Here is an 18,056-nt window from a genome sequence, read left to right as displayed (position 1 = left end):
GTGGGCGGTCCAACCGGTGTGATCCATGGCGTGGGGCTGGGGCCCGGTGCTGCCGATCTGATGTCGGTGCGCGCGCATCGTCTTTTGTCGGGGGCGCGACATGTGGCATTTTTCCGAAAAGCGGGCCGTGCGGGCCGCGCGCGCAAGACTGTTGACGGGATTTTGCCCCAAGGCGTCATTGAATTCGCGATGGAATACCCCGTGACCACAGAGATCTCTGTGGATCATCCCGACTACAACGCCGCGCTCTCCGGCTTTTATGCCGACTGTTGCGGACATCTGCGCGCCCTTGCCGAACAGGGCGAGGATGTCGTCGTGCTCTGTGAAGGCGATCCCTTCTTTTATGGATCGTTCATGCACCTCTACACCCGCCTGAAAGACAGCGTGCCGGTGCAGGTTGTCCCCGCGATCACCGGAATGTCGGCTGCGTGGACCGCAACGGGCCTGCCGATCACCTGGGGGGACGATGTTCTCAGCGTGGTGATGGCCACATTGCCCGAAGACGACCTCGTGCGTCACATGAGGTCGGCGGATGCCCTGGTGGTGATGAAGATCGGACGCAACATCGACAAGGTGCGCAATGCGCTGCGCGCCGCCGGGAAATACGACGACGCCTGGCTGGTGGAATGCGCCAGCTTGGGCGAACAAACGGTGCAAAAACTCTCTCAGGCCGAAGGTCGGGTCACACCGTATTTCTCGATCGTGATGGTCCATGGTCAGGGGCGTCGGCCATGACCGGGGGGCTGGCAATCGTCGGCTTGGGGCCGGGCGATGCAGCGCTGGTGACGCCGCAGGTGACTGCGGCACTGGCACTGGCCTCTGACATCGTGGGCTACGGCCCCTATGTTGACAGGATACCGGCGCGTGCGGGGCTGACGCTGCATCCTTCGGACAACCGGGTCGAGCTTGAACGCGCGCAGCATGCGCTGGAAATGGCGGCCGAAGGGCGGCGCGTGGTCGTCGTATCCTCGGGCGATCCCGGCGTGTTCGCCATGGCCGCCGCTGTGTTCGAAGCCGTCGAAAGTGGCCCGCAGCACTGGCGCAGGCTTCAGATTGATGTGCTGCCGGGCATCACCGCGATGCTGGCGGCGGCGGCCCGGGTGGGCGCGCCCCTTGGCCACGATTTTTGCGCCATCAACCTCAGTGACAACCTCAAGCCTTGGGCGTTGATCGAAAAACGGGTGCGGCTGGCCGCCGAAGCCGATTTTGCCATGGCCTTTTACAACCCGCGCTCAAAGGCACGACCAGATGGGTTTGCCCGTGTTCTGAAGGTGCTGAACGATGCCTGTCAGGACAATCGTCCCGTGATATTCGCCCGCGCCGTGTCAACGCCCGACGAGGCAATTCGAATTGTGCCGCTGCCGGAGGCAACGCCTGAAATGGCCGATATGCGCACGATGGTCCTTGTGGGTACATCCGCCACGCGGCTGATCGCGCGCGATGATGTGCCGTTCGTCTATACGCCCAGATCGGTGCCGGCCAGATCGGGTTTTGAATGACCAAGCCACGCCAGAATCTCCTGCGGCGTATGGGCCTCCAGCCGGTCGGGAAGTGCCGGCCGGTCGATCATGATCACCGGCAGCCCCAATCTGCGCGCTGCCGCGATCTTGGCCGCCGCACCTGCACCGCCCGCGTTCTTCGACACCAGAAGATCAATCTTGTGATGCCGCATCAAGGCCAGGTCGTCCGCCACCGTGAAGGGGCCGCGCGCCTGCACGACAGCGTGGTCGGGAAAGGGCAGCACGCTGTCAGGCGCATCAACCAGCCGCAGCAGGTAGAAATGCTGCGGATGGGCGGCAAAGTCGTTCAGATGCATCCGACCAATCGCCAGCATGACCCGTGCAGCGGGACGCTTCAGCGCGCTCACGGCACCCGCGATGTCAGGCACATGGGTCCAGCGGTCGCCGCTTTGCGCCTGCCACGGCGCGCGCGTCAGCGCGATCAGCGGCACGCCCGCCTCGGCGCAGGCCGACACGGCATTGCGGCTCATCTGTGCGGCGAACGGATGGGTGGCGTCGACGACATGCGTGACGCCATGCGCGCGCACATATGCGACCAGCCCTGCAACACCACCAAATCCCCCCACACGCTGGGGCAACGGTTGCTGCACGGGCTTTTCAACGCGGCCCGCGTAGGAAACCACACCACAAATCGCATTGTCACTCAGGGTCCGGCACAGCGCGGTCGCTTCGGTCGTGCCGCCAAGAACAAGAAGGTTGGCGCTCATGTCTGATGTTCCCTGGCTCACCATTGTCGGCATGGGCGAAGATGCGCCGGATGGGCTTTCAAGCGCAAGCCTGCGCGCCCTGCACGCAGCCGAATTCGTGATGGGCCCAGAGCGCCATCTGGGGCTGCTGCCGGAACTGAACGCGCAACGGATCGCGTGGCCGGTGCCGTTTGCCGATGGCATTGCACAGCTTTTGTCGTTGCGCGGCCGGCGCGTGGTGGCGCTGGCGTCGGGCAATCCGTTCTGGTTTGGCGCGGGCAGCAGCATCGCGCGCGCGCTGTCGCCAAAGGAATGGGTGGCGCTGCCGTCTCCGTCAACCTTCGCGCGGGTGGCCGCGCGCATGGCGTGGCCGCTTGAGCAGACCGCGTGTTTTGGCCTGCACGCAGCCCCAATGACGCGCCTGCGCCCTGCGCTGGCTGCGGGCACGCGGATGATCGTCTTGCTGCGCGACGGCGCAGCGGTGGCGGATCTGGGCACATATCTGACCGATCAGGGCTTTGCTGCCTCCCGGCTGAGCGTGTTCGAGGCATTGGGCGGCCCGCGCGAACGGCGCACGGATGCGCGGGCGCAAGACTTGGACCGCGACACCTTTTCCCACCCCGTCTGCGCGGCGGTCGAAATACGCGGCGCAGGCGACAGCCTGCCGCTGGCCAGTGGCAGACCCGACCATTGGTTCGACAACGACGGACAGATGACCAAACGGCCCGTGCGTGCACTGACGCTGTCAGCCCTTGCACCCGTTCCTTGCGCGCATCTGTGGGACATCGGGGGCGGCTCGGGGTCCATCGGGATCGAATGGCTGCTGTCGCACCCCACGACAACCGCCACGACAATCGAGCCGCACCCCGACCGTGCCGATCGCATCAGGGCAAATGCGCTGAAACTGGGCGTAGACCGGCTGCATGTGGTCCAGGGAACTGCGCCGGACGTGCTGCACGGACTGGATCTGCCGGATGTCGTGTTCGTCGGGGGTGGGCTGACGCCCGAGTTGTTGACCTGGCTTCAGACGCGGCTGTCGCAGGGCACACGCATCGTGGCCAATGCCGTGACACTTGAATCCGAGGCGCTGTTGGCGCGGTCGCAGCTTCGTCTGGGGGGCGACCTGTTGCGCATCGAGCTGGCGCAATCGGCACCGCTGGGCGGAAAACGCGGCTGGAAATCCAGCTATCCGGTCGTGCAATGGAGCGTCACCCTATGAGGGTCGCAGGCATGGGCTTTCGCGCGTCGGCCAGTCTGGACAGCATGCGCCGCGTGCTGCATCTGGCCTGTGGGGGCCAAATGCCGGACCTGATTGCAACGGCAAAAGGCAAGGAAACCAGCGCGGCCCTGCGCGCGCTGGCAGAAGAATTGCGCGTGCCGCTGCGCGCTGTGGCGCACGACCGTCTTGCGCGCCAGACGACACTGACCTGCTCGCAGGTCTCCAATGCAACCTATGGAACCGGAAGCGTTGCCGAAGCGGCCGCACTGGCCGCGGCGGGCGCAGGCGCGCGTCTGGTGGCACCGCGCCATATTTCCATCGACCGCATGGCCACTTGTGCCATTGCAGAAGGGACATCCACATGACCATTCACTTTATCGGCGCAGGCCCCGGTGCGCCTGATCTTCTGACGCTGCGGGGGCGCGACCTGATCGCATCCTGCCCCGTCTGCCTCTATGCCGGATCACTGGTCCCCGAAGAGATCTTGGGCCACTGTCCACCGGATGCACAGATCGTCAACACGGCGGCGATGGACCTGGACGCGATCATCGCCCAGATGCAACAGGCCCACGCGGCAGGTCAGGACGTGGCAAGGCTGCACTCCGGCGATCTGTCGGTCTGGTCGGCGATGGGCGAACAACTGCGCCGGCTGCGCGCGCTGGACATTCCGGTCAGTGTCACGCCCGGCGTTCCCTCCTTTGCGGCCTCTGCGGCGGCGTTGGGGGTGGAACTGACCCTGCCGGGACTGGCGCAATCGGTGGTGTTGACCCGCACGCCGGGCCGGGCGTCGTCGATGCCCGAACGTGAAACGCTGGAAAACTTTGCAGCCACCGGCGCGACGCTGGCCATTCACCTGTCGGTGCAGAATCTGGACACCGTCTGCGACACCCTGCTACCGGCCTACGGTGCCGATTGTCCTGTCGCCATCGTCTTTCGCGCAAGCTGGCCGGACGAACGCATCGTGCGCGGCACATTGCGCGACATCGCCGGAAAGCTGGATGCCGACATCACCCGCACCGCGCTGATCCTCGTGGGACCAGCGCTCGGGGGCGAAGGCTTTACCGAAAGCTGTCTTTATTCGGCCTCCTACGACCGCCGCTATCGCCCGCTCAGCGCCGAAAGCCCTTGGGCCAACTGGAGCCATGGCGATGATTGATACCCCCGGACTCCTGATATCGGCCCCGTCATCGGGCACCGGCAAGACCACCGTGATGCTGGGCCTTCTGCGCGCCCTGGTGCAGGACGGGCTGTCCGTTCAGGCCTTCAAGTCCGGCCCCGATTACATTGATCCGGCCTTTCACCGTGCGGCAAGTGGACGGACCTCGTACAATATCGACACATGGGCGATGGGGCTGGGGCTTCTGGGCGCGATTTCAGCGCAGGCCAAAGGCGTCGATATCTGCATCGCAGAAGGCTCCATGGGCCTGTACGACAGCGTCGCGACACGCGGCCAAAGCGGGTTTGGCGCCAGCGCCGAAACAGCGGCATTGATGGGCTGGCCGGTCGTTCTGGTGGTGGATGTCAGTGGGCAGGCACAATCGGCAGCGGCGGTGGCCCTTGGGTTCCGGCAGTACAATCCCGATGTGCCGTTTGCCGGCGTCATTCTGAACCGCGTGGCCTCGCCGCGCCACGAACGGCTGGCGCGGTTGGGTATGGAAAAGGCGGGGCTGCCCGTGCTGGGCGTGCTGCCCCGGCGGGGTGATCTGACACTGCCCGAGCGGCACCTGGGGCTGGTGCAAGCGGCCGAGCATCCGGATCTGGAGGCCGCGATTGCAGGATATGCGGATTTCCTGCGGGCGCATGTCGATCTTCCCGCGATCAAGGCCGCCGCGCGCGGCATGGCTGCCAGCACGGGGGCCGCCGGTGGCAGGTTGCCTGACCCGCCCGCCCAGCGGATCGCACTGGCTCAGGACGCTGCATTTTCCTTTGCCTATCCGCATCTGGTGGAAGGCTGGCGCGCGGCTGGCGCCCAGGTGCTGCCGTTTTCACCGCTTGCCGACGAAGCGCCCGACCCGAACGCCGACCTTGTCTGGCTGCCCGGCGGCTATCCCGAACTGCACGCAGCCCGGCTGTCAGCGGCGCAGACATTCGCACGCGGTCTGCGCGACCACGCCAAAACCCGGCCGGTCCACGGCGAATGCGGCGGCTATATGGCATTGGGCGAAGCCTTGATCGACAAGGATGGCGTCCGCCACCCGATGGTCGGTTTGCTTGGGCTGGTCACCAGCTACGAAACCCGAAAACTGCACCTTGGGTATCGTCAGGCAACGCTCTGCGCCGCAATGCCGGGACATGCGCCAACCGCGCGCCTGCGCGGGCATGAATTTCACTACTCTACCATTCTGGAACAACCCGATGCGCCGCTCGCTGCGGTGACCGATGCCGACGGCGCGGCAGTCCCCGAAACCGGGTCCTGTCGTGGATCGGTGACCGGCACGTTTTTCCACTTCATCACTGCGGAGGAAACCTGATGACAGGGTTTGTAAGCTTCGTCGGCTCTGGTCCGGGCGATCCTGAACTTTTGACGCTCAAGGCGGTAGACAGGCTCAGACACGCCGATGCGGTGCTGTTTGATGATCTGTCGTCGGGGCCGATACTGGCCCATGCGCGCGCAGGCGCGGATCTTGTCGGGGTCGGCAAACGGGCAGGGCGCGCCTCGCCAAAACAGGATCACGTCAGCCGGTTGCTTTTGGATTACGCCAAAATCGACCAACGCGTGGTGCGCCTGAAATCGGGCGATGGCGGACTGTTCGGCCGGCTCGAGGAAGAATTGGTCGCACTGCGCGCGGCGGGCATCCCATACGAGATTATTCCCGGCGTGCCCTCGGCCATCGCCGCGGCCGCCGCGGCGGGCATTCCCTTGACCAGACGCCTGACAGCGCGGCGGGTCCAATTCGTGACAGGGCATGACATCAGCGGTCAGCTCCCCACAGACCTGAACCTGCCCGCGTTGACCGACGCAACCGCAACAACCGTTGTTTTCATGGGGAAACGCACGTTTCCCAAACTCTATGCGCTGCTGAACGCGCACGGGCTGCCCGCCGACACGCCCGCCCTTCTGGCCGAGGATGTCGCAGGCCCCGCCCAGCGTCTGACCCGCACCACAGTCGCGGCCTTGTCCGAAAAGTTGAGCGCCGGAATATCCGATACGCCGGCACTTATCCTCTACGGTCCGCTGGCCTCGATTTAGCAAACCCCGGCACAGGAATGATCGTTGCCGTATGCAAATAACTGACTTAGTCTTTCCCCACGGTGGCACGTAAAAGTGCCTTAAAAGGGAACCAGGTGAAATGCTTGGACTGCCCCCGCAACTGTAAGCGGTGAGCGCAAGGGAAATACCACTGGCCAACCGGCTGGGAAGGTCCCAAGCGCCGCGACCCGCAAGTCAGGAGACCTGCCGTAAAACCCAAAGGCCTTGGCCTTTTTACATATCCATCACCGCCGGAGGGGCGGTTCTTATAAGGACGATCTTAATGCATATCGAACCCGGCGTCGTAGATGGCGCCAAAATGGTTTTCGCCTATGGTACGGCCGCGGCTGCAACCGGCTATTCCGTCAAACTGGTGGCCGCCGATCTGGCCAAAAGCGACATCATCACCTTTGCCGCGCGCACGGTGCTTGCCACTGTCGGCGTGTTTGTGTTTTTCGAAGTGTTGCCCCATTTCGCGGTCGGCGTGTCCGAGGTTCACCTGATCCTTGGCACGACACTGTTCTTGTTGCTGGGCGCCGCACCTTCCGCGATTGGTCTGGCGCTTGGTCTGCTCGTGCAGGGCATGTTCTTTGCGCCGACCGATCTGCCGATGTACTTTGTCAATGTGACCACTCTGCTGGTCCCTCTGTTCGCAATTGACGCGCTGGCAAAACGCGTGGTCCCCCAAGGCCGCGCCTATGTCGATCTGTCGTATTCACACGTGTTGAAAATGTCGGGCGTCTATCAGGGCGGCGTTGTCGCATGGGTCGCGTTCTGGGCGATCTATGGCCAGGGCGCGGGCGCGGAGAACCTTGGCGCGGTCTGGACGTTCGGTGCGGCTTACATGTTGGTCGTTCTGATCGAACCGCTTGTTGATCTGGCCGTGCTGGCCGCAGCAAAGACGCTGCGCCAAAGCAGCCTGCGCGGTCTCTTCACGGCGCGGCTCTATAACGCCGCCTGATCGACAAACCCCCAACGTTATTCCGGGCCCTTCGCGGGTCCGGAATTTTTTTTTTAATGGTATAACATCATGCTTCAAGATCTATGGCTGATCGGCATCGGGACGGGCAGCCCGGGCCATCTCACGGCGGAAGGCGCGCAGGCGCTGAAAGAGGCGGCGGTGATCCTGGTGCCGCACAAGGGCGAGGACAAGAGCGATCTTGCGGACATTCGCCATCGCATGATCGCGGCCAGCGGCACGACGGCTCAGGTGATCAGCTTTGACTATCCGGTGCGTGACCCCGCGCAGCCCTATCTTGATCGTGTCGACGCGTGGCACGATGAAATCGCGCGGCGCTGGCAGGCGGCGCTGGCAGATGCGACAGTGTCCGGCCCGGTTGCCGTGCTGGTGTGGGGCGATCCGTCCCTGTACGACAGCACAATCCGGATCGCCGCGCGTCTGGTGCCGCAGCCGTCCGTGCGCGTGGTGCCCGGAATCAGCGCCATTCAGGCTTTGACCGCAGCGCACATGCTGCCTCTGAACACGATCAACGGTGCGGTGGTGATCACGACAGGCCGCCGCCTGCGCGACGCGGGATGGCCCGATGGCGCCGAAACGGTTGTCGTGATGCTGGACGGTGCGTGCAGCTTTCAGCATTTGCCGACCGATGGGCTGACGATCTGGTGGGGTGCGTTTCTGGGGATGCCAGAACAGATCCTCGACCACGGGCGCGTGCAGGATGTCACAAAGCGGATCATTGCCACCCGCGAGGTGGCAAGACAACAGCACGGGTGGATCATGGACATCTACCTTCTGCGAAAGGACTAATGGGGCCTGGCCCATCTTGCTTTACCCCCGCATCCATGCCAGACATCGCAGCGTCGGTTTCCTTCGGGAATTCAAAGGGAATCCGTTCCGGCTTTGCCGGTAAACGGAACTGCCCCCGCAACTGTAGGCGGTAAGCGCCTCTCGATATGCCACTGGAGTGATCTCCGGGAAGGTGAGAGGTGCCGTGACCCGTCAGTCAGGAGACCTGCCGACACACATGTAACTTCGACCGGACGGGGTGTGCCGGGGCGGGAAACATTACGTTGCCGCTCGGCCGCAATCCGTTTCACGTCTCTTCCCTGATGGTCCAATCTGACGGGACGGATCGGATGAAAAAGACCTTGATGACGGCCGCTATTCTGGCCGGCGCTGCGACAACGGCAAATGCGCAGCAAACGAATTACCCCCTGACATTGACGAATTGCGGGGTCGACGTGTCCTTCGACGCCGCACCGGACAGCGCCGTGACAATCGGTCAATCCGCGACGGAAATCCTCTATTCCCTCGGCCTCGCGCCAAAGGTCTCGGGCACTTCGGTCTGGTTCAACCCTGTTCTGCCCCAGTTCAAGACCATCAACGAGGGCATCGAAAGGCTGGCCGACAACGACCCCAGCTTCGAAAGCGTCGTGACGAAAAAACCGGGGCTGGTCGCCGTGCAATATGAATGGCACGTCGGTCAGAACGGCAGCGTGGGCACACGCGACATGTTCCACGACATCGGCGTTCCGACATACATCCTGCCCGCAGATTGTGACACCAAGGACAATTCCACCGGCGGCGACGGGACCCGCACCGGCGCCTTCGAAACAGCGGCGGTCTACAAGGGCATCCGGGAACTGGCCCAAATCTTCGACGTGCCTGCGCAGGGCGAAACACTGGTCTCGGACCTTCAGGCGACCGAAGCGGCGGCCATAGCCCGTGCCGCACAGCTTGACCTGCCCGACGACCTGTCGGCTGTGTTCTGGTTCTCTTCCGCAGATCTGCAAACCGACCCCTACGTCGCCGGTCGCCTCGGCGCACCGGGGTACATGATGGCGAAACTCGGCATCGAAAATGTCATCCAGTCCGACGAGGAATGGCCGACCGTAGGATGGGAAAGCATCGCCCGCGCCGATCCCGACGTGATCGTCATCGCCTACATGGACCGCCGCCGCTTTCCCGCCGACGACGCCGCCCAAAAGCTCGCGTTCCTGCGCACCGATCCCGTCACACGCCAGATGACAGCGGTGAAAAAGGGGCGGATCGTGCAGATGGACGCCCACGCCATGAGCGCGACGATGCGGTCGATCTACGGCCTGAAAACGCTTTCCAAAGCCCTCTCGCAGATGTCCTTCGAATGACCGCATCTGTCGGGGCTGCGCGCGTGCCAACGGGGCGCGGACTTTGGCGCGCGCCACTCCTGCTTGCACCACTCCTGCTCGCAGCGACCATCCTCGCAGGGACCGCCATCGGCGAAACCCCTCTGCCCCTCACCGTTGTCATGCAGACGCTGGCCAACCATCTGTGGGCCGCGGACTATCCCGTGGATGGCATCGAGGCCGGCATCGTCTGGAGCTATCGGCTGCCGCGGGCCATCGTGGCGGCCTGCTGCGGGGCGGGTCTGGCCCTGACGGGCGTCGTTCTTCAGGCTCTCCTGCGCAATCCGCTGGCCGACCCCTACCTGATGGGCCTGTCGGCCGGCGCATCGACAGGGGCGGTGCTGGTGACCGTCGCCGGTGTCGGGGGCGGGGCGCTTTCCATGTCGCTTGGCGCGTTGTGCGGGGCGCTTGTTGCCTTTGGCTGCGTCGTGCTGCTCGCACATGCGGTCAACGGCAGCGCAGGCGGCGGGCGCACGACCCAGACCTCCGCCGCGATCATCCTTGCGGGGATCGCCGGGTCGCAGATGTTCAATGCGCTCACCGCCTTCACCATCGCCCGCTCTGCCAATGCCGAACAGGCACGCGGCCTTATGTTCTGGCTCATGGGCAATCTCTCGGGCATCCGCTGGGAGGACGTCAGCGCCTGCATCGCCGTTTCCGTCGCGGGGGCCGCATTATGTCTGTGGCACCGGCGCGGGCTCGACGCCTTCACATTCGGAGCGGACGCCGCCGCGTCCCTAGGGGTCAACGTTCCGGCCCTGCGCGGCAGCCTGATCACCGCCACCGCCATCATGGTGGGCGTGCTTGTCTCCAAAGTGGGGGCGATCGGCTTTGTCGGCCTCGTCGTGCCCCACGCCATGCGCTTTCTTGTCGGCACGCGCCACGACCGGCTGGTGCCGGCCTCCGCGCTTGGCGGCGCGGTGTTCCTTGTCGCAGCCGACGTGATCAGCCGCACGCTTGTGCCCGGACAGGTCCTGCCCATCGGCGTCGTCACGGCACTGGTCGGCGCGCCGGCCTTTGCGCTGATCCTCGTGCGGGGGGCGCGGCGATGAAGATAGAAGCGCGCCATCTGTCGGCCAACGTTCACCGCACATCCCTGCTCAGGAATATCTCGATCCGCGTCGAACGCGGCGAACTGATCGGCCTCATCGGTCCCAACGGCTCGGGCAAATCCACCCTGATGCGCTGCTTTGCCGGACTGCGGCGGCCCTCGGCAGGCTGCGTGCTGGCAGACGGCGCGGACCTGACCCGTATGCCCGCCCGCCTGCGCGCTCGGCGCATCGCCTTTGTCGAACAACAGGCCGACACCACCGACCGCCTGAGCGTCCGCGACGCGGTGAACCTGGGCCGAACGCCCTATCTGTCCCCGCTGCGCGGATGGAACAGCACAGACGACGCGGCCGTCGAGGCGGCTCTGGACGCCGTGGAAATGACCGCCTTCGCCGACCGTCTGTGGCACACCCTCTCGGGCGGCGAGCGCCAGCGCATCCACATCGCCCGCGCGCTGGCCCAAACGCCGGACCTGTTGCTGCTCGACGAGCCCACGAACCACCTCGACATCCGCCACCAGCTCTCGCTTATGGCGCTGATCACGGCCCTGCCCATCACGCGCATCATAGCACTGCATGACCTCAACCAGGCCGCGGCCTGCGACCGGATCGGAGTGCTCAGCGCAGGCAAGCTGGTGGCAATGGGCCGGCCCCAGGATGTGCTTGGCGAAACCCTCCTGGCAGAGGTCTTCGGCGTCGCCGCGATGCGCCACAAGACCCCGGACGGCGCCTCACGCCTCCATTTTTCGCACGCGATTTAGGGGGAGGGGCGTTTGACCGTCTGTTTCGTCGCGGTTTTCGTTTGCGTTATAGGCCGGGGCACATGACGGAAGAATGCTCAGCCGTTGAGAGACGGGCAGGGCGCGGCCCTGTGTGGGGGGGAGGGCGGGGAGGGGTCGTATGCTGCGCCTAGGACGAAGGGCAGCAGTGCGCAGATAGCGGACTTTGCAAAGTCCACGCCGCCGAAATCGGCTTGCTAACCTTCTCAGCCCAATAGCAGACATTGGCCACCAGTTCACTATGCTGCAGCGCTGCTCATCATTGCGGCCATTGATGCAGGGCGCAGCATGCGATGGGCTTTATAGCTCCCTCATGTGATCTTGCTGGTAACCAAATAAACCTGCATAGTCACAGCAGGAAATGTGGAGGTATTTTGAGTTGGTTTCTGATCGAATAATTCACGACGACGCCGACGAGGCAATTCCGGATGAGGATGTGATCTATCAAATCACAACATTTGGAGCAGATTTCACAGTAGACGGTCTGGTTAAGCGTTTCGGGCGTGGAGACATTTTTCGACCAGAATTTCAGCGGAATTTTGTTTGGACGGTCCCTCAGGCTTCCAAATTTGTTGAATCGATCTTACTTGGACTACCGATTCCAAGCGTCTTTCTTTACCGGGAAGAGTCGACTCAAAAACACTTAATTGTAGATGGTCTTCAGAGGCTTACGACGTTACATTCCTTTATGACCGGGAGATTTAGACATAACAATAAGGTCTTCTCATTGAAGGATGTAAAATCAAGATTTGAGGGCAAAACAATTGATGACTTGGAGCCGGAAGATCATCGCCGTTTTGAGGACGCAGTGATCCATGCGATGATAATTCAACAAACCGCACCGAACGACAATAACAGTTCGGTTTTCCAGATTTTTGATCGTCTTAATTCCAATGGAACGCCCTTGCAGCCTCAAGAAATGCGAGCTGCAGTCTATCATGGTGAGTTCCAAAAGCTCCTAGGTATCTTGAATGAGAATGCAGCTTGGAGAGATTTTTTTGGTGCGCCGCATCGCCGGGCTAAAGATCAAGAACTCATCCTAAGATTTTTTGCACTGCTCAACGAGCGAAAAACTTACGAGAAGCCAATGAAAAAATTTCTCAACGATTACATGCGAGATCACCGTGATATTTCAGCAAGTGCGGCAAGCAGCCATACCGGAGTTTTTTCGTCTACAATCCAGAGAGTAGTCAAATCCCTAGGCGTGAGAGCATTTCGCCCAAAAAACGCCTTGAACGTAGCTGTTTTCGACGCTGTGATGGTGGCGGTTGCGGAGCGACCACACGTGACCACACCTGAAATTTCTCGAGCCTATGAGAAATTGCTCAAGGACGCCGATTTCATCAGGATGACCAGTGACTCCACGTCGGACGTTGGGAACGTAATAGGCCGGATCGACAAAGCATTAGAGTTTTTGGATGCTCCCGCATAGCGTGTTTCAATATCAGCAGCGGACCGAAAACCTCATCGCGATGTTAGATTCTGCTGCGCCCGAAGTGGAAATGCGAATACTCAGTGTATTTGCCAACCAATTGGCTATTCGGTCAGCGGGAATGATAGAGTATTCTGTGATACAAATTCTATCTGAATATGGACGGTTGAATGGAAACCAAAGAATAGGACGGTTCGTAGAGAAGACAGTAGAGCGAAACAACTCGCTCAATTGCGAGAAAATCAAAGTGGTCTTGGACAATTTTGATGTCACGTGGTGGCCGTCGGTTCAGCTTTCCTGTCCTGCCGAAGCGCTGGAGGCGGTCGACAGTTTAAAGACATTAAGAGATCAACTTGCCCACGGGCGAGAAAATGGAACTGGTCTGAACACGGTCAAGACTTATTATCAGGGTGCCAAGGTTTTTGTTAGTAAGGTCAACGATGCAATATTATCCTGAGGTGATTATAGTTCACCCAAAACAAGTGAGCTATGACCGAGACTTTCGGAGACTGTGTATTTCAGTTTTCGCATTTATGGGGTGAATGCCGAGCACCTACAGCGAATGTCCGGTTTCCGGCCGACCTGTTGAAGTATTGAAGGCTGAACGGAAGTGCGGATCGTGTCCGCTTCAGGCTGGAAGCTGACCTCCGCGGCCCTTTGCTCGAACGTCCCCTCCAGCCCAAAAACCACCCACCCCTCCCCCCAAAACCACCCCATCCCCCGTGTCCGCCAAAACCCACCCCGCACAACAATCCACCGCCCCCTCCATGCTCACTTGACCAAGCCCCAATTCCCCTACATATCCAGCCCATGACACCGCTTTCACATATCCGCAATTTTTCCATCGTCGCGCACATCGACCACGGGAAATCCACGCTCGCAGACCGTCTGATCCAGTCGACCAATACGGTTGCCGACCGGGACATGAAGGCGCAGATGCTTGATGCCATGGACATCGAACGCGAACGCGGCATCACCATCAAGGCCAACACCGTGCGCATCGACTATGTCGCCGACAACGGCGAGGCTTACGTGCTGAACCTGATCGACACCCCCGGCCACGTCGATTTCGCCTACGAGGTCTCCCGCTCCATGCGCGCGGTCGAAGGCTCGTTGCTGGTCGTCGACTCCACCCAAGGGGTCGAGGCGCAGACCCTCGCCAACGTCTATCAGGCCATCGACGCCGACCACGAAATCGTGCCGATCCTGAACAAGATCGACCTGCCCGCCGCCGACTGCGACCGCGTGGCCGAACAGATCGAGGACGTGATCGGCATCGACGCCTCCGGCGCCATCCGTGTGTCGGCCAAGACCGGCATCGGCATCCACGAAACCCTCGAGGCGATCGTGCACCATCTGCCCGCGCCCAAGGGCACCGAAGACGCCGACCTCAAGGCGATGCTGGTCGACAGCTGGTACGACAGCTACCTTGGCGTCATCGTCCTGGTCCGCATCATCGACGGCCGCCTGAAAAAGGGCGACCGCGTCAAATTCGTGTCCAACGGCACCGTGCACCACGTCGACCGCATCGGCGTGTTCCGCCCGCAGATGCAGGTCATCGACAGCCTCGGCCCCGGCGAGATCGGCTTTCTGACCGCATCCATCAAACAGGTCCGCGACACCCGCGTCGGGGACACCGTGACCCACGACAAGAAAACCGTCACCCCGCTGCCCGGCTTCAAACCCGCGCAGCCGGTTGTCTTCTGCGGCCTGTTCCCCGTCGACTCCTCGGAATTCGAGGACCTGCGCGACGCGATCGACAAGCTGGCCCTGAACGACGCCTCGTTCAGCTTCGAAATGGAAACCTCCGCCGCCCTCGGCTTTGGCTTCCGCTGCGGCTTCCTGGGCCTGTTGCACCTCGAGGTCATCCGCGACCGGATCGAGCGCGAATATGACATCGAACTGATCACCACGGCCCCCTCGGTCGTCTATCACGTCTATATGCGCGACGGGTCGATGCAGGAACTGCACAACCCCGCCGACATGCCCGACCTCAGCGTGGTCGACCACCTGGAAGAGCCGCGGATCAAGGCGACCATCCTTGTCCCCGACGACTACCTCGGGGACGTGCTGAAACTGTGCCAGGACCGCCGCGGCGTGCAGATGGACCTGACCTATGCGGGCAGCCGCGCCATGGTCGTCTATGACCTGCCGCTGAACGAGGTGGTCTTCGACTTCTACGATCGCTTGAAATCGGTGACCAAAGGGTATGCGTCCTTTGACTACCAGATGACAGGTTACCAAACCGATAACCTTGTGAAAATGTCGGTGCTGGTCAACGACGAACCCGTCGACGCCCTGTCGATGATGGTCCACCGCGACCGCGCCGAAACCCGTGGCCGCGCCATGGTCGAAAAGCTCAAGGACCTGATCCCGCGCCACATGTTCAAGATCCCGATTCAGGCGGCCATCGGCGGCAAGGTCATCGCCCGCGAGACCCTGTCGGCCATGCGCAAGGACGTGACGGCCAAATGCTACGGCGGCGACGCCACGCGCAAACGCAAGCTGCTGGACAAGCAGAAGGCGGGGAAAAAGAAGATGCGCCAGTTTGGTAAGGTGGATATTCCACAGGAAGCTTTCATCTCAGCGCTAAAAATGGACAGCTAAAAGCTGTTCATTTTTGGCGACGGTGGGGTGAGAGTCCCGCGCAGCGGGGCGCGGCCCCACACGGTTGTGTGGTGGGGCTAGGCGGTAATCCAAGGCGAAAAGACGTTGGACTAGAATTTTCTTTGCTGTAGGAAAATTTTTTGAATCCGTCTATAAACCTGCGTCATGAAGCAAATAATGCCTCCGAAAAATCTGTACCGATACCGTCCAAGCGGTTCTGATTTTTTTGAAGAAGAAGTTCGTCAGTTGCGAAATAATGGAATATTTCTCACGCCCGCGAAGTTTTTAAATGATCCATTTGACTGCAATCCAGCAATTCAAAAGAGTTCGATTCGCGATCTTACCCGTGAAATAAGGCGTTTTGGATTTGAAAAATTCCGAAAAATTAGAATGGATCATGCGAAAGCATCAGGAGAGTATGACCCTAAACGCCTTCAGGAATTAAGAAAGCGATATGAAACCCCTACAAAGTCAGCCATATTTGAGTCGCCGCTTCTGAATGATTTATTATCGGTTTATAGAAAAAATGATCTTAGAGTATCATGTCTCTCGGAGGTTCATGATTCAATTTTGATGTGGAGCCACTACGCTGAGGGTCACAAAGGTTTTGTGGTAAAGTATAAAGTACTTAGTCCTCGCGGCGGTTCCAAGACATCGGCGGCACCTATTAAGGTAAACTATGTCTCTGACCGACCAATTTTCTCATCTATAGATATTCTTCTATGGAGACTTGATAGTCTTCAAGGTGACGAGGTGCATGAAGATCCGCTACTCGATGCGTTTTATTTAAGCAAAGCTGAAATCTGGAGTAGCGAGGAGGAATGGCGTTTGATTGAATCAGCATCCAACGGGGGAGGTTATTATTACTATGAAAATATGGTGCCAATCCAGATTATTGTCGGAATTAATATGCCCGAAAGAAATGTTGAGTTTCTAAGAAAAACGCTTCCTGAAATTGATATTTGTCGCGCGCGGATTGATCCAGTTTCTTACTCTATGTGCTTTGAGTGAAGGCTACCGCTCTCCCAAATGCCAAACCCCAAAGGGGTTTGGCAGCGCCCGAACCGCCCCCGTCGTGCCGAAGGCACGCCTGCGGCGTGACGCGGGCGCTTCGCACCAGCCCCTCGGTCCGGGCGCGACGATACTGAAAACGCACCACCCAAACCCACGCCCTCTGGGCTCCGCCCGTCGTCCCCTCAATTGATCCACCGGACCCATTGCCCCGCTGCGCGGGGACCGGTGCCAACCCCCTCGGTCCGGGCGCGACGATCCTGATAAGTCACCGCCGCTCACCCCTCCCGCGGCCACTTCTCATCAAACCGGTTCGCCCGCCCGTACGCCTCTTCCATGATCGGCAGCGGCCACGCCTCGGGCGCCACCTCCAGCCGGTCAAATGCCTTGTCCAGCCGCGCCGCCGCGACCTTGCGGTTCGCCGTCACCTGCAACTCGTGCAGTATCTCGTTCACGTTGCGCCCCTGCACCGATCCCAGCACATGCGCATCGCGCATCGAGATCACGGCGCAGACCGGGCGGCGATACCGTGTCAGCCACAGGTTGCCGTTCTCGCGGGTCACGAACCGCAGCAGCGGGCCGCTGTTTGCGCGGAAATCTGAAAAAGAAACCTGGTGAATGGCCGGTAGCATAATGTCGCACCTCGCGGGTCTGTTGCGTTTTGTACGCATCTGCCCCGAATATGTACGACATCGGCCAAACCGGCCCGAAATCGCCGTTCTGGCCGTCGTCGTCTTGTACCGGACGGGGCGGAATATGTACGCATTCCACCCTACAGCACGCCGCCCAGCGTCCCGTTAACCCGCCGTGCGCCCTGTTAGATCAGTGGCCAAAGGCGGCGTTGTCCATCCAGTCGGGCGCATCCTGACCCGCCCGCATGTGCAGGCACGCCGACCCCGTGCGCTGGAAATAAACCGCCTCCAGCGCGTACCAGCCGGCCTGCGGCACGGTCACCTCGACGGCTTCGGATTCCTCGCAGGGGTGACGCCCGTCAAAGAACACGACCTCTTGCCCGCCGATGCTGGCTTTCAGCCCGTCATTGCTAAGAAAATCAATGACATAGGTGCCGCTTTCGTCAAATCGGACATAGCCCGAAATGCCCGCCACAACATGGTGCGCGCTGGTCGAGGTCAGGGTCATATCGCCGTCTTCGGTGTCGCGGTAATCCAGCCCGGCCAGCGGCGCGCCGGGTGTGGCCCCATCCAAAAGCGCCTCGGCCTGGGCCAGCGTTTTCACGTCGGGCGGATAGGCATAGCGCACCGCCAGCCCGTCGTTCAACCCCGTCGGCTGCGGGTCCGCAGGGGTCAGTTCCAGCGGCGCGGACCACAGCGGTGCGGCCATGCAAGCCATTGTAATCGCAGTGTAAAAAAGCTTCATGTCAGGCTCCTGAAAGGGGGCGGTTTGGCCCAGCTTACGCCGTTGTCAGGGCGGCGCAAA

Annotated in this window: 19 protein-coding genes and 2 riboswitches; of the genes, 16 read left to right on the top strand and 3 right to left on the bottom strand. The window is 61.3% G+C overall.

The window, feature by feature from the left end; all coding sequences use genetic code 11:
* A complete protein-coding gene (gene cobI / locus AAC077_RS15835; protein ID WP_339771379.1) occupies positions 1–735 on the top strand; it encodes a precorrin-2 C(20)-methyltransferase in 735 nt (244 codons plus the stop codon).
* On the top strand, positions 732–1,499 hold the full coding sequence (cobJ, locus tag AAC077_RS15830; protein WP_339771376.1) for a precorrin-3B C(17)-methyltransferase: 768 nt from the start codon (positions 732–734) through the stop codon (positions 1,497–1,499). Before cobI ends, cobJ begins: the two co-directional genes overlap by 4 nt.
* Here the strand turns inward: cobJ and AAC077_RS15825 are convergent.
* Positions 1,457–2,227: a cobalt-precorrin-6A reductase gene (locus AAC077_RS15825; protein WP_339771373.1), complete on the bottom strand. Its 771-nt coding sequence runs from the start codon at positions 2,225–2,227 to the stop codon at positions 1,457–1,459. The two genes, cobJ and AAC077_RS15825, sit on opposite strands and share 43 nt — an antisense overlap.
* On the opposite strand from AAC077_RS15825, the gene cbiE reads away from it, so the two are divergent.
* From cbiE to AAC077_RS15755, 14 genes are all read left to right on the top strand, one after another.
* Positions 2,226–3,425, top strand: coding sequence for a precorrin-6y C5,15-methyltransferase (decarboxylating) subunit CbiE (cbiE, locus tag AAC077_RS15820; RefSeq protein ID WP_339771370.1), 1,200 nt, complete (start codon positions 2,226–2,228; stop codon positions 3,423–3,425). The two genes, AAC077_RS15825 and cbiE, sit on opposite strands and share 2 nt — an antisense overlap.
* On the top strand, positions 3,422–3,790 hold the full coding sequence (locus AAC077_RS15815) for a cobalamin biosynthesis protein (protein WP_339771368.1): 369 nt from the start codon (positions 3,422–3,424) through the stop codon (positions 3,788–3,790). Before cbiE ends, AAC077_RS15815 begins: the two co-directional genes overlap by 4 nt.
* Positions 3,787–4,581 (top strand): precorrin-4 C(11)-methyltransferase, encoded by a 795-nt coding sequence (gene cobM / locus AAC077_RS15810; protein WP_339771366.1) that lies wholly within the window; start codon positions 3,787–3,789, stop codon positions 4,579–4,581. The genes AAC077_RS15815 and cobM overlap by 4 nt, the downstream gene beginning before the upstream one ends.
* Complete coding sequence (locus AAC077_RS15805) at positions 4,568–5,896, top strand: cobyrinate a,c-diamide synthase (protein WP_339771364.1); 1,329 nt, start codon at positions 4,568–4,570, stop codon at positions 5,894–5,896. Before cobM ends, AAC077_RS15805 begins: the two co-directional genes overlap by 14 nt.
* Positions 5,896–6,615, top strand: coding sequence for a uroporphyrinogen-III C-methyltransferase (gene cobA / locus AAC077_RS15800; protein WP_339771362.1), 720 nt, complete (start codon positions 5,896–5,898; stop codon positions 6,613–6,615). Before AAC077_RS15805 ends, cobA begins: the two co-directional genes overlap by 1 nt.
* Positions 6,616–6,658: 43 nt before the next feature.
* A riboswitch (cobalamin riboswitch) is annotated at positions 6,659–6,842 on the top strand.
* A 56-nt stretch (positions 6,843–6,898) separates the two neighbouring features.
* On the top strand, positions 6,899–7,576 hold the full coding sequence (locus tag AAC077_RS15795; RefSeq protein ID WP_339771360.1) for an energy-coupling factor ABC transporter permease: 678 nt from the start codon (positions 6,899–6,901) through the stop codon (positions 7,574–7,576).
* 69 nt (positions 7,577–7,645) lie between these two features.
* Positions 7,646–8,383 carry a precorrin-6A synthase (deacetylating) gene (gene cobF, locus AAC077_RS15790; protein WP_339771357.1) on the top strand — a complete coding sequence of 246 codons (738 nt, stop codon included), beginning with the start codon at positions 7,646–7,648 and terminating at the stop codon, positions 8,381–8,383.
* A gap of 37 nt (positions 8,384–8,420) precedes the next feature.
* Positions 8,421–8,611: riboswitch (cobalamin riboswitch) on the top strand.
* 101 nt (positions 8,612–8,712) lie between these two features.
* Positions 8,713–9,723 (top strand): ABC transporter substrate-binding protein, encoded by a 1,011-nt coding sequence (locus tag AAC077_RS15785; protein WP_339771354.1) that lies wholly within the window; start codon positions 8,713–8,715, stop codon positions 9,721–9,723.
* Positions 9,720–10,793 (top strand): iron ABC transporter permease, encoded by a 1,074-nt coding sequence (locus tag AAC077_RS15780; RefSeq protein WP_339771351.1) that lies wholly within the window; start codon positions 9,720–9,722, stop codon positions 10,791–10,793. Before AAC077_RS15785 ends, AAC077_RS15780 begins: the two co-directional genes overlap by 4 nt.
* Positions 10,790–11,551, top strand: coding sequence for an ABC transporter ATP-binding protein (locus AAC077_RS15775; RefSeq protein ID WP_339771348.1), 762 nt, complete (start codon positions 10,790–10,792; stop codon positions 11,549–11,551). The genes AAC077_RS15780 and AAC077_RS15775 overlap by 4 nt, the downstream gene beginning before the upstream one ends.
* A gap of 454 nt (positions 11,552–12,005) precedes the next feature.
* Positions 12,006–13,001 carry a DUF262 domain-containing protein gene (locus AAC077_RS15770; RefSeq protein ID WP_339771344.1) on the top strand — a complete coding sequence of 332 codons (996 nt, stop codon included), beginning with the start codon at positions 12,006–12,008 and terminating at the stop codon, positions 12,999–13,001.
* A gap of 1 nt (position 13,002) precedes the next feature.
* Positions 13,003–13,458: a HEPN domain-containing protein gene (locus tag AAC077_RS15765; protein ID WP_339771341.1), complete on the top strand. Its 456-nt coding sequence runs from the start codon at positions 13,003–13,005 to the stop codon at positions 13,456–13,458.
* A 353-nt stretch (positions 13,459–13,811) separates the two neighbouring features.
* Positions 13,812–15,608, top strand: coding sequence for a translation elongation factor 4 (gene lepA, locus AAC077_RS15760; protein ID WP_339771339.1), 1,797 nt, complete (start codon positions 13,812–13,814; stop codon positions 15,606–15,608).
* A 165-nt stretch (positions 15,609–15,773) separates the two neighbouring features.
* A complete protein-coding gene (locus tag AAC077_RS15755; protein WP_339771336.1) occupies positions 15,774–16,619 on the top strand; it encodes a DUF2971 domain-containing protein in 846 nt (281 codons plus the stop codon).
* Positions 16,620–16,897: 278 nt separating this feature from the next.
* Here the strand turns inward: AAC077_RS15755 and AAC077_RS15750 are convergent, their stop codons facing one another.
* Positions 16,898–17,251, bottom strand: a complete 354-nt coding sequence (locus AAC077_RS15750; RefSeq protein ID WP_339771333.1) for a hypothetical protein — start codon at positions 17,249–17,251, stop codon at positions 16,898–16,900.
* Between the two features lie 190 nt (positions 17,252–17,441).
* Positions 17,442–17,996 (bottom strand): PA14 domain-containing protein, encoded by a 555-nt coding sequence (locus tag AAC077_RS15745; protein WP_339771330.1) that lies wholly within the window; start codon positions 17,994–17,996, stop codon positions 17,442–17,444.
* Between the last annotated feature and the right edge of the window lie 60 nt (positions 17,997–18,056).

Origin of the sequence: uncultured Pseudosulfitobacter sp., from assembly GCF_963976325.1 — a bacterium.
GTDB lineage: Bacteria > Pseudomonadota > Alphaproteobacteria > Rhodobacterales > Rhodobacteraceae > Pseudosulfitobacter.
Note: the sequence above shows the minus strand (reverse complement) of the source record. Positions and strands in the feature narration are given on the sequence as shown.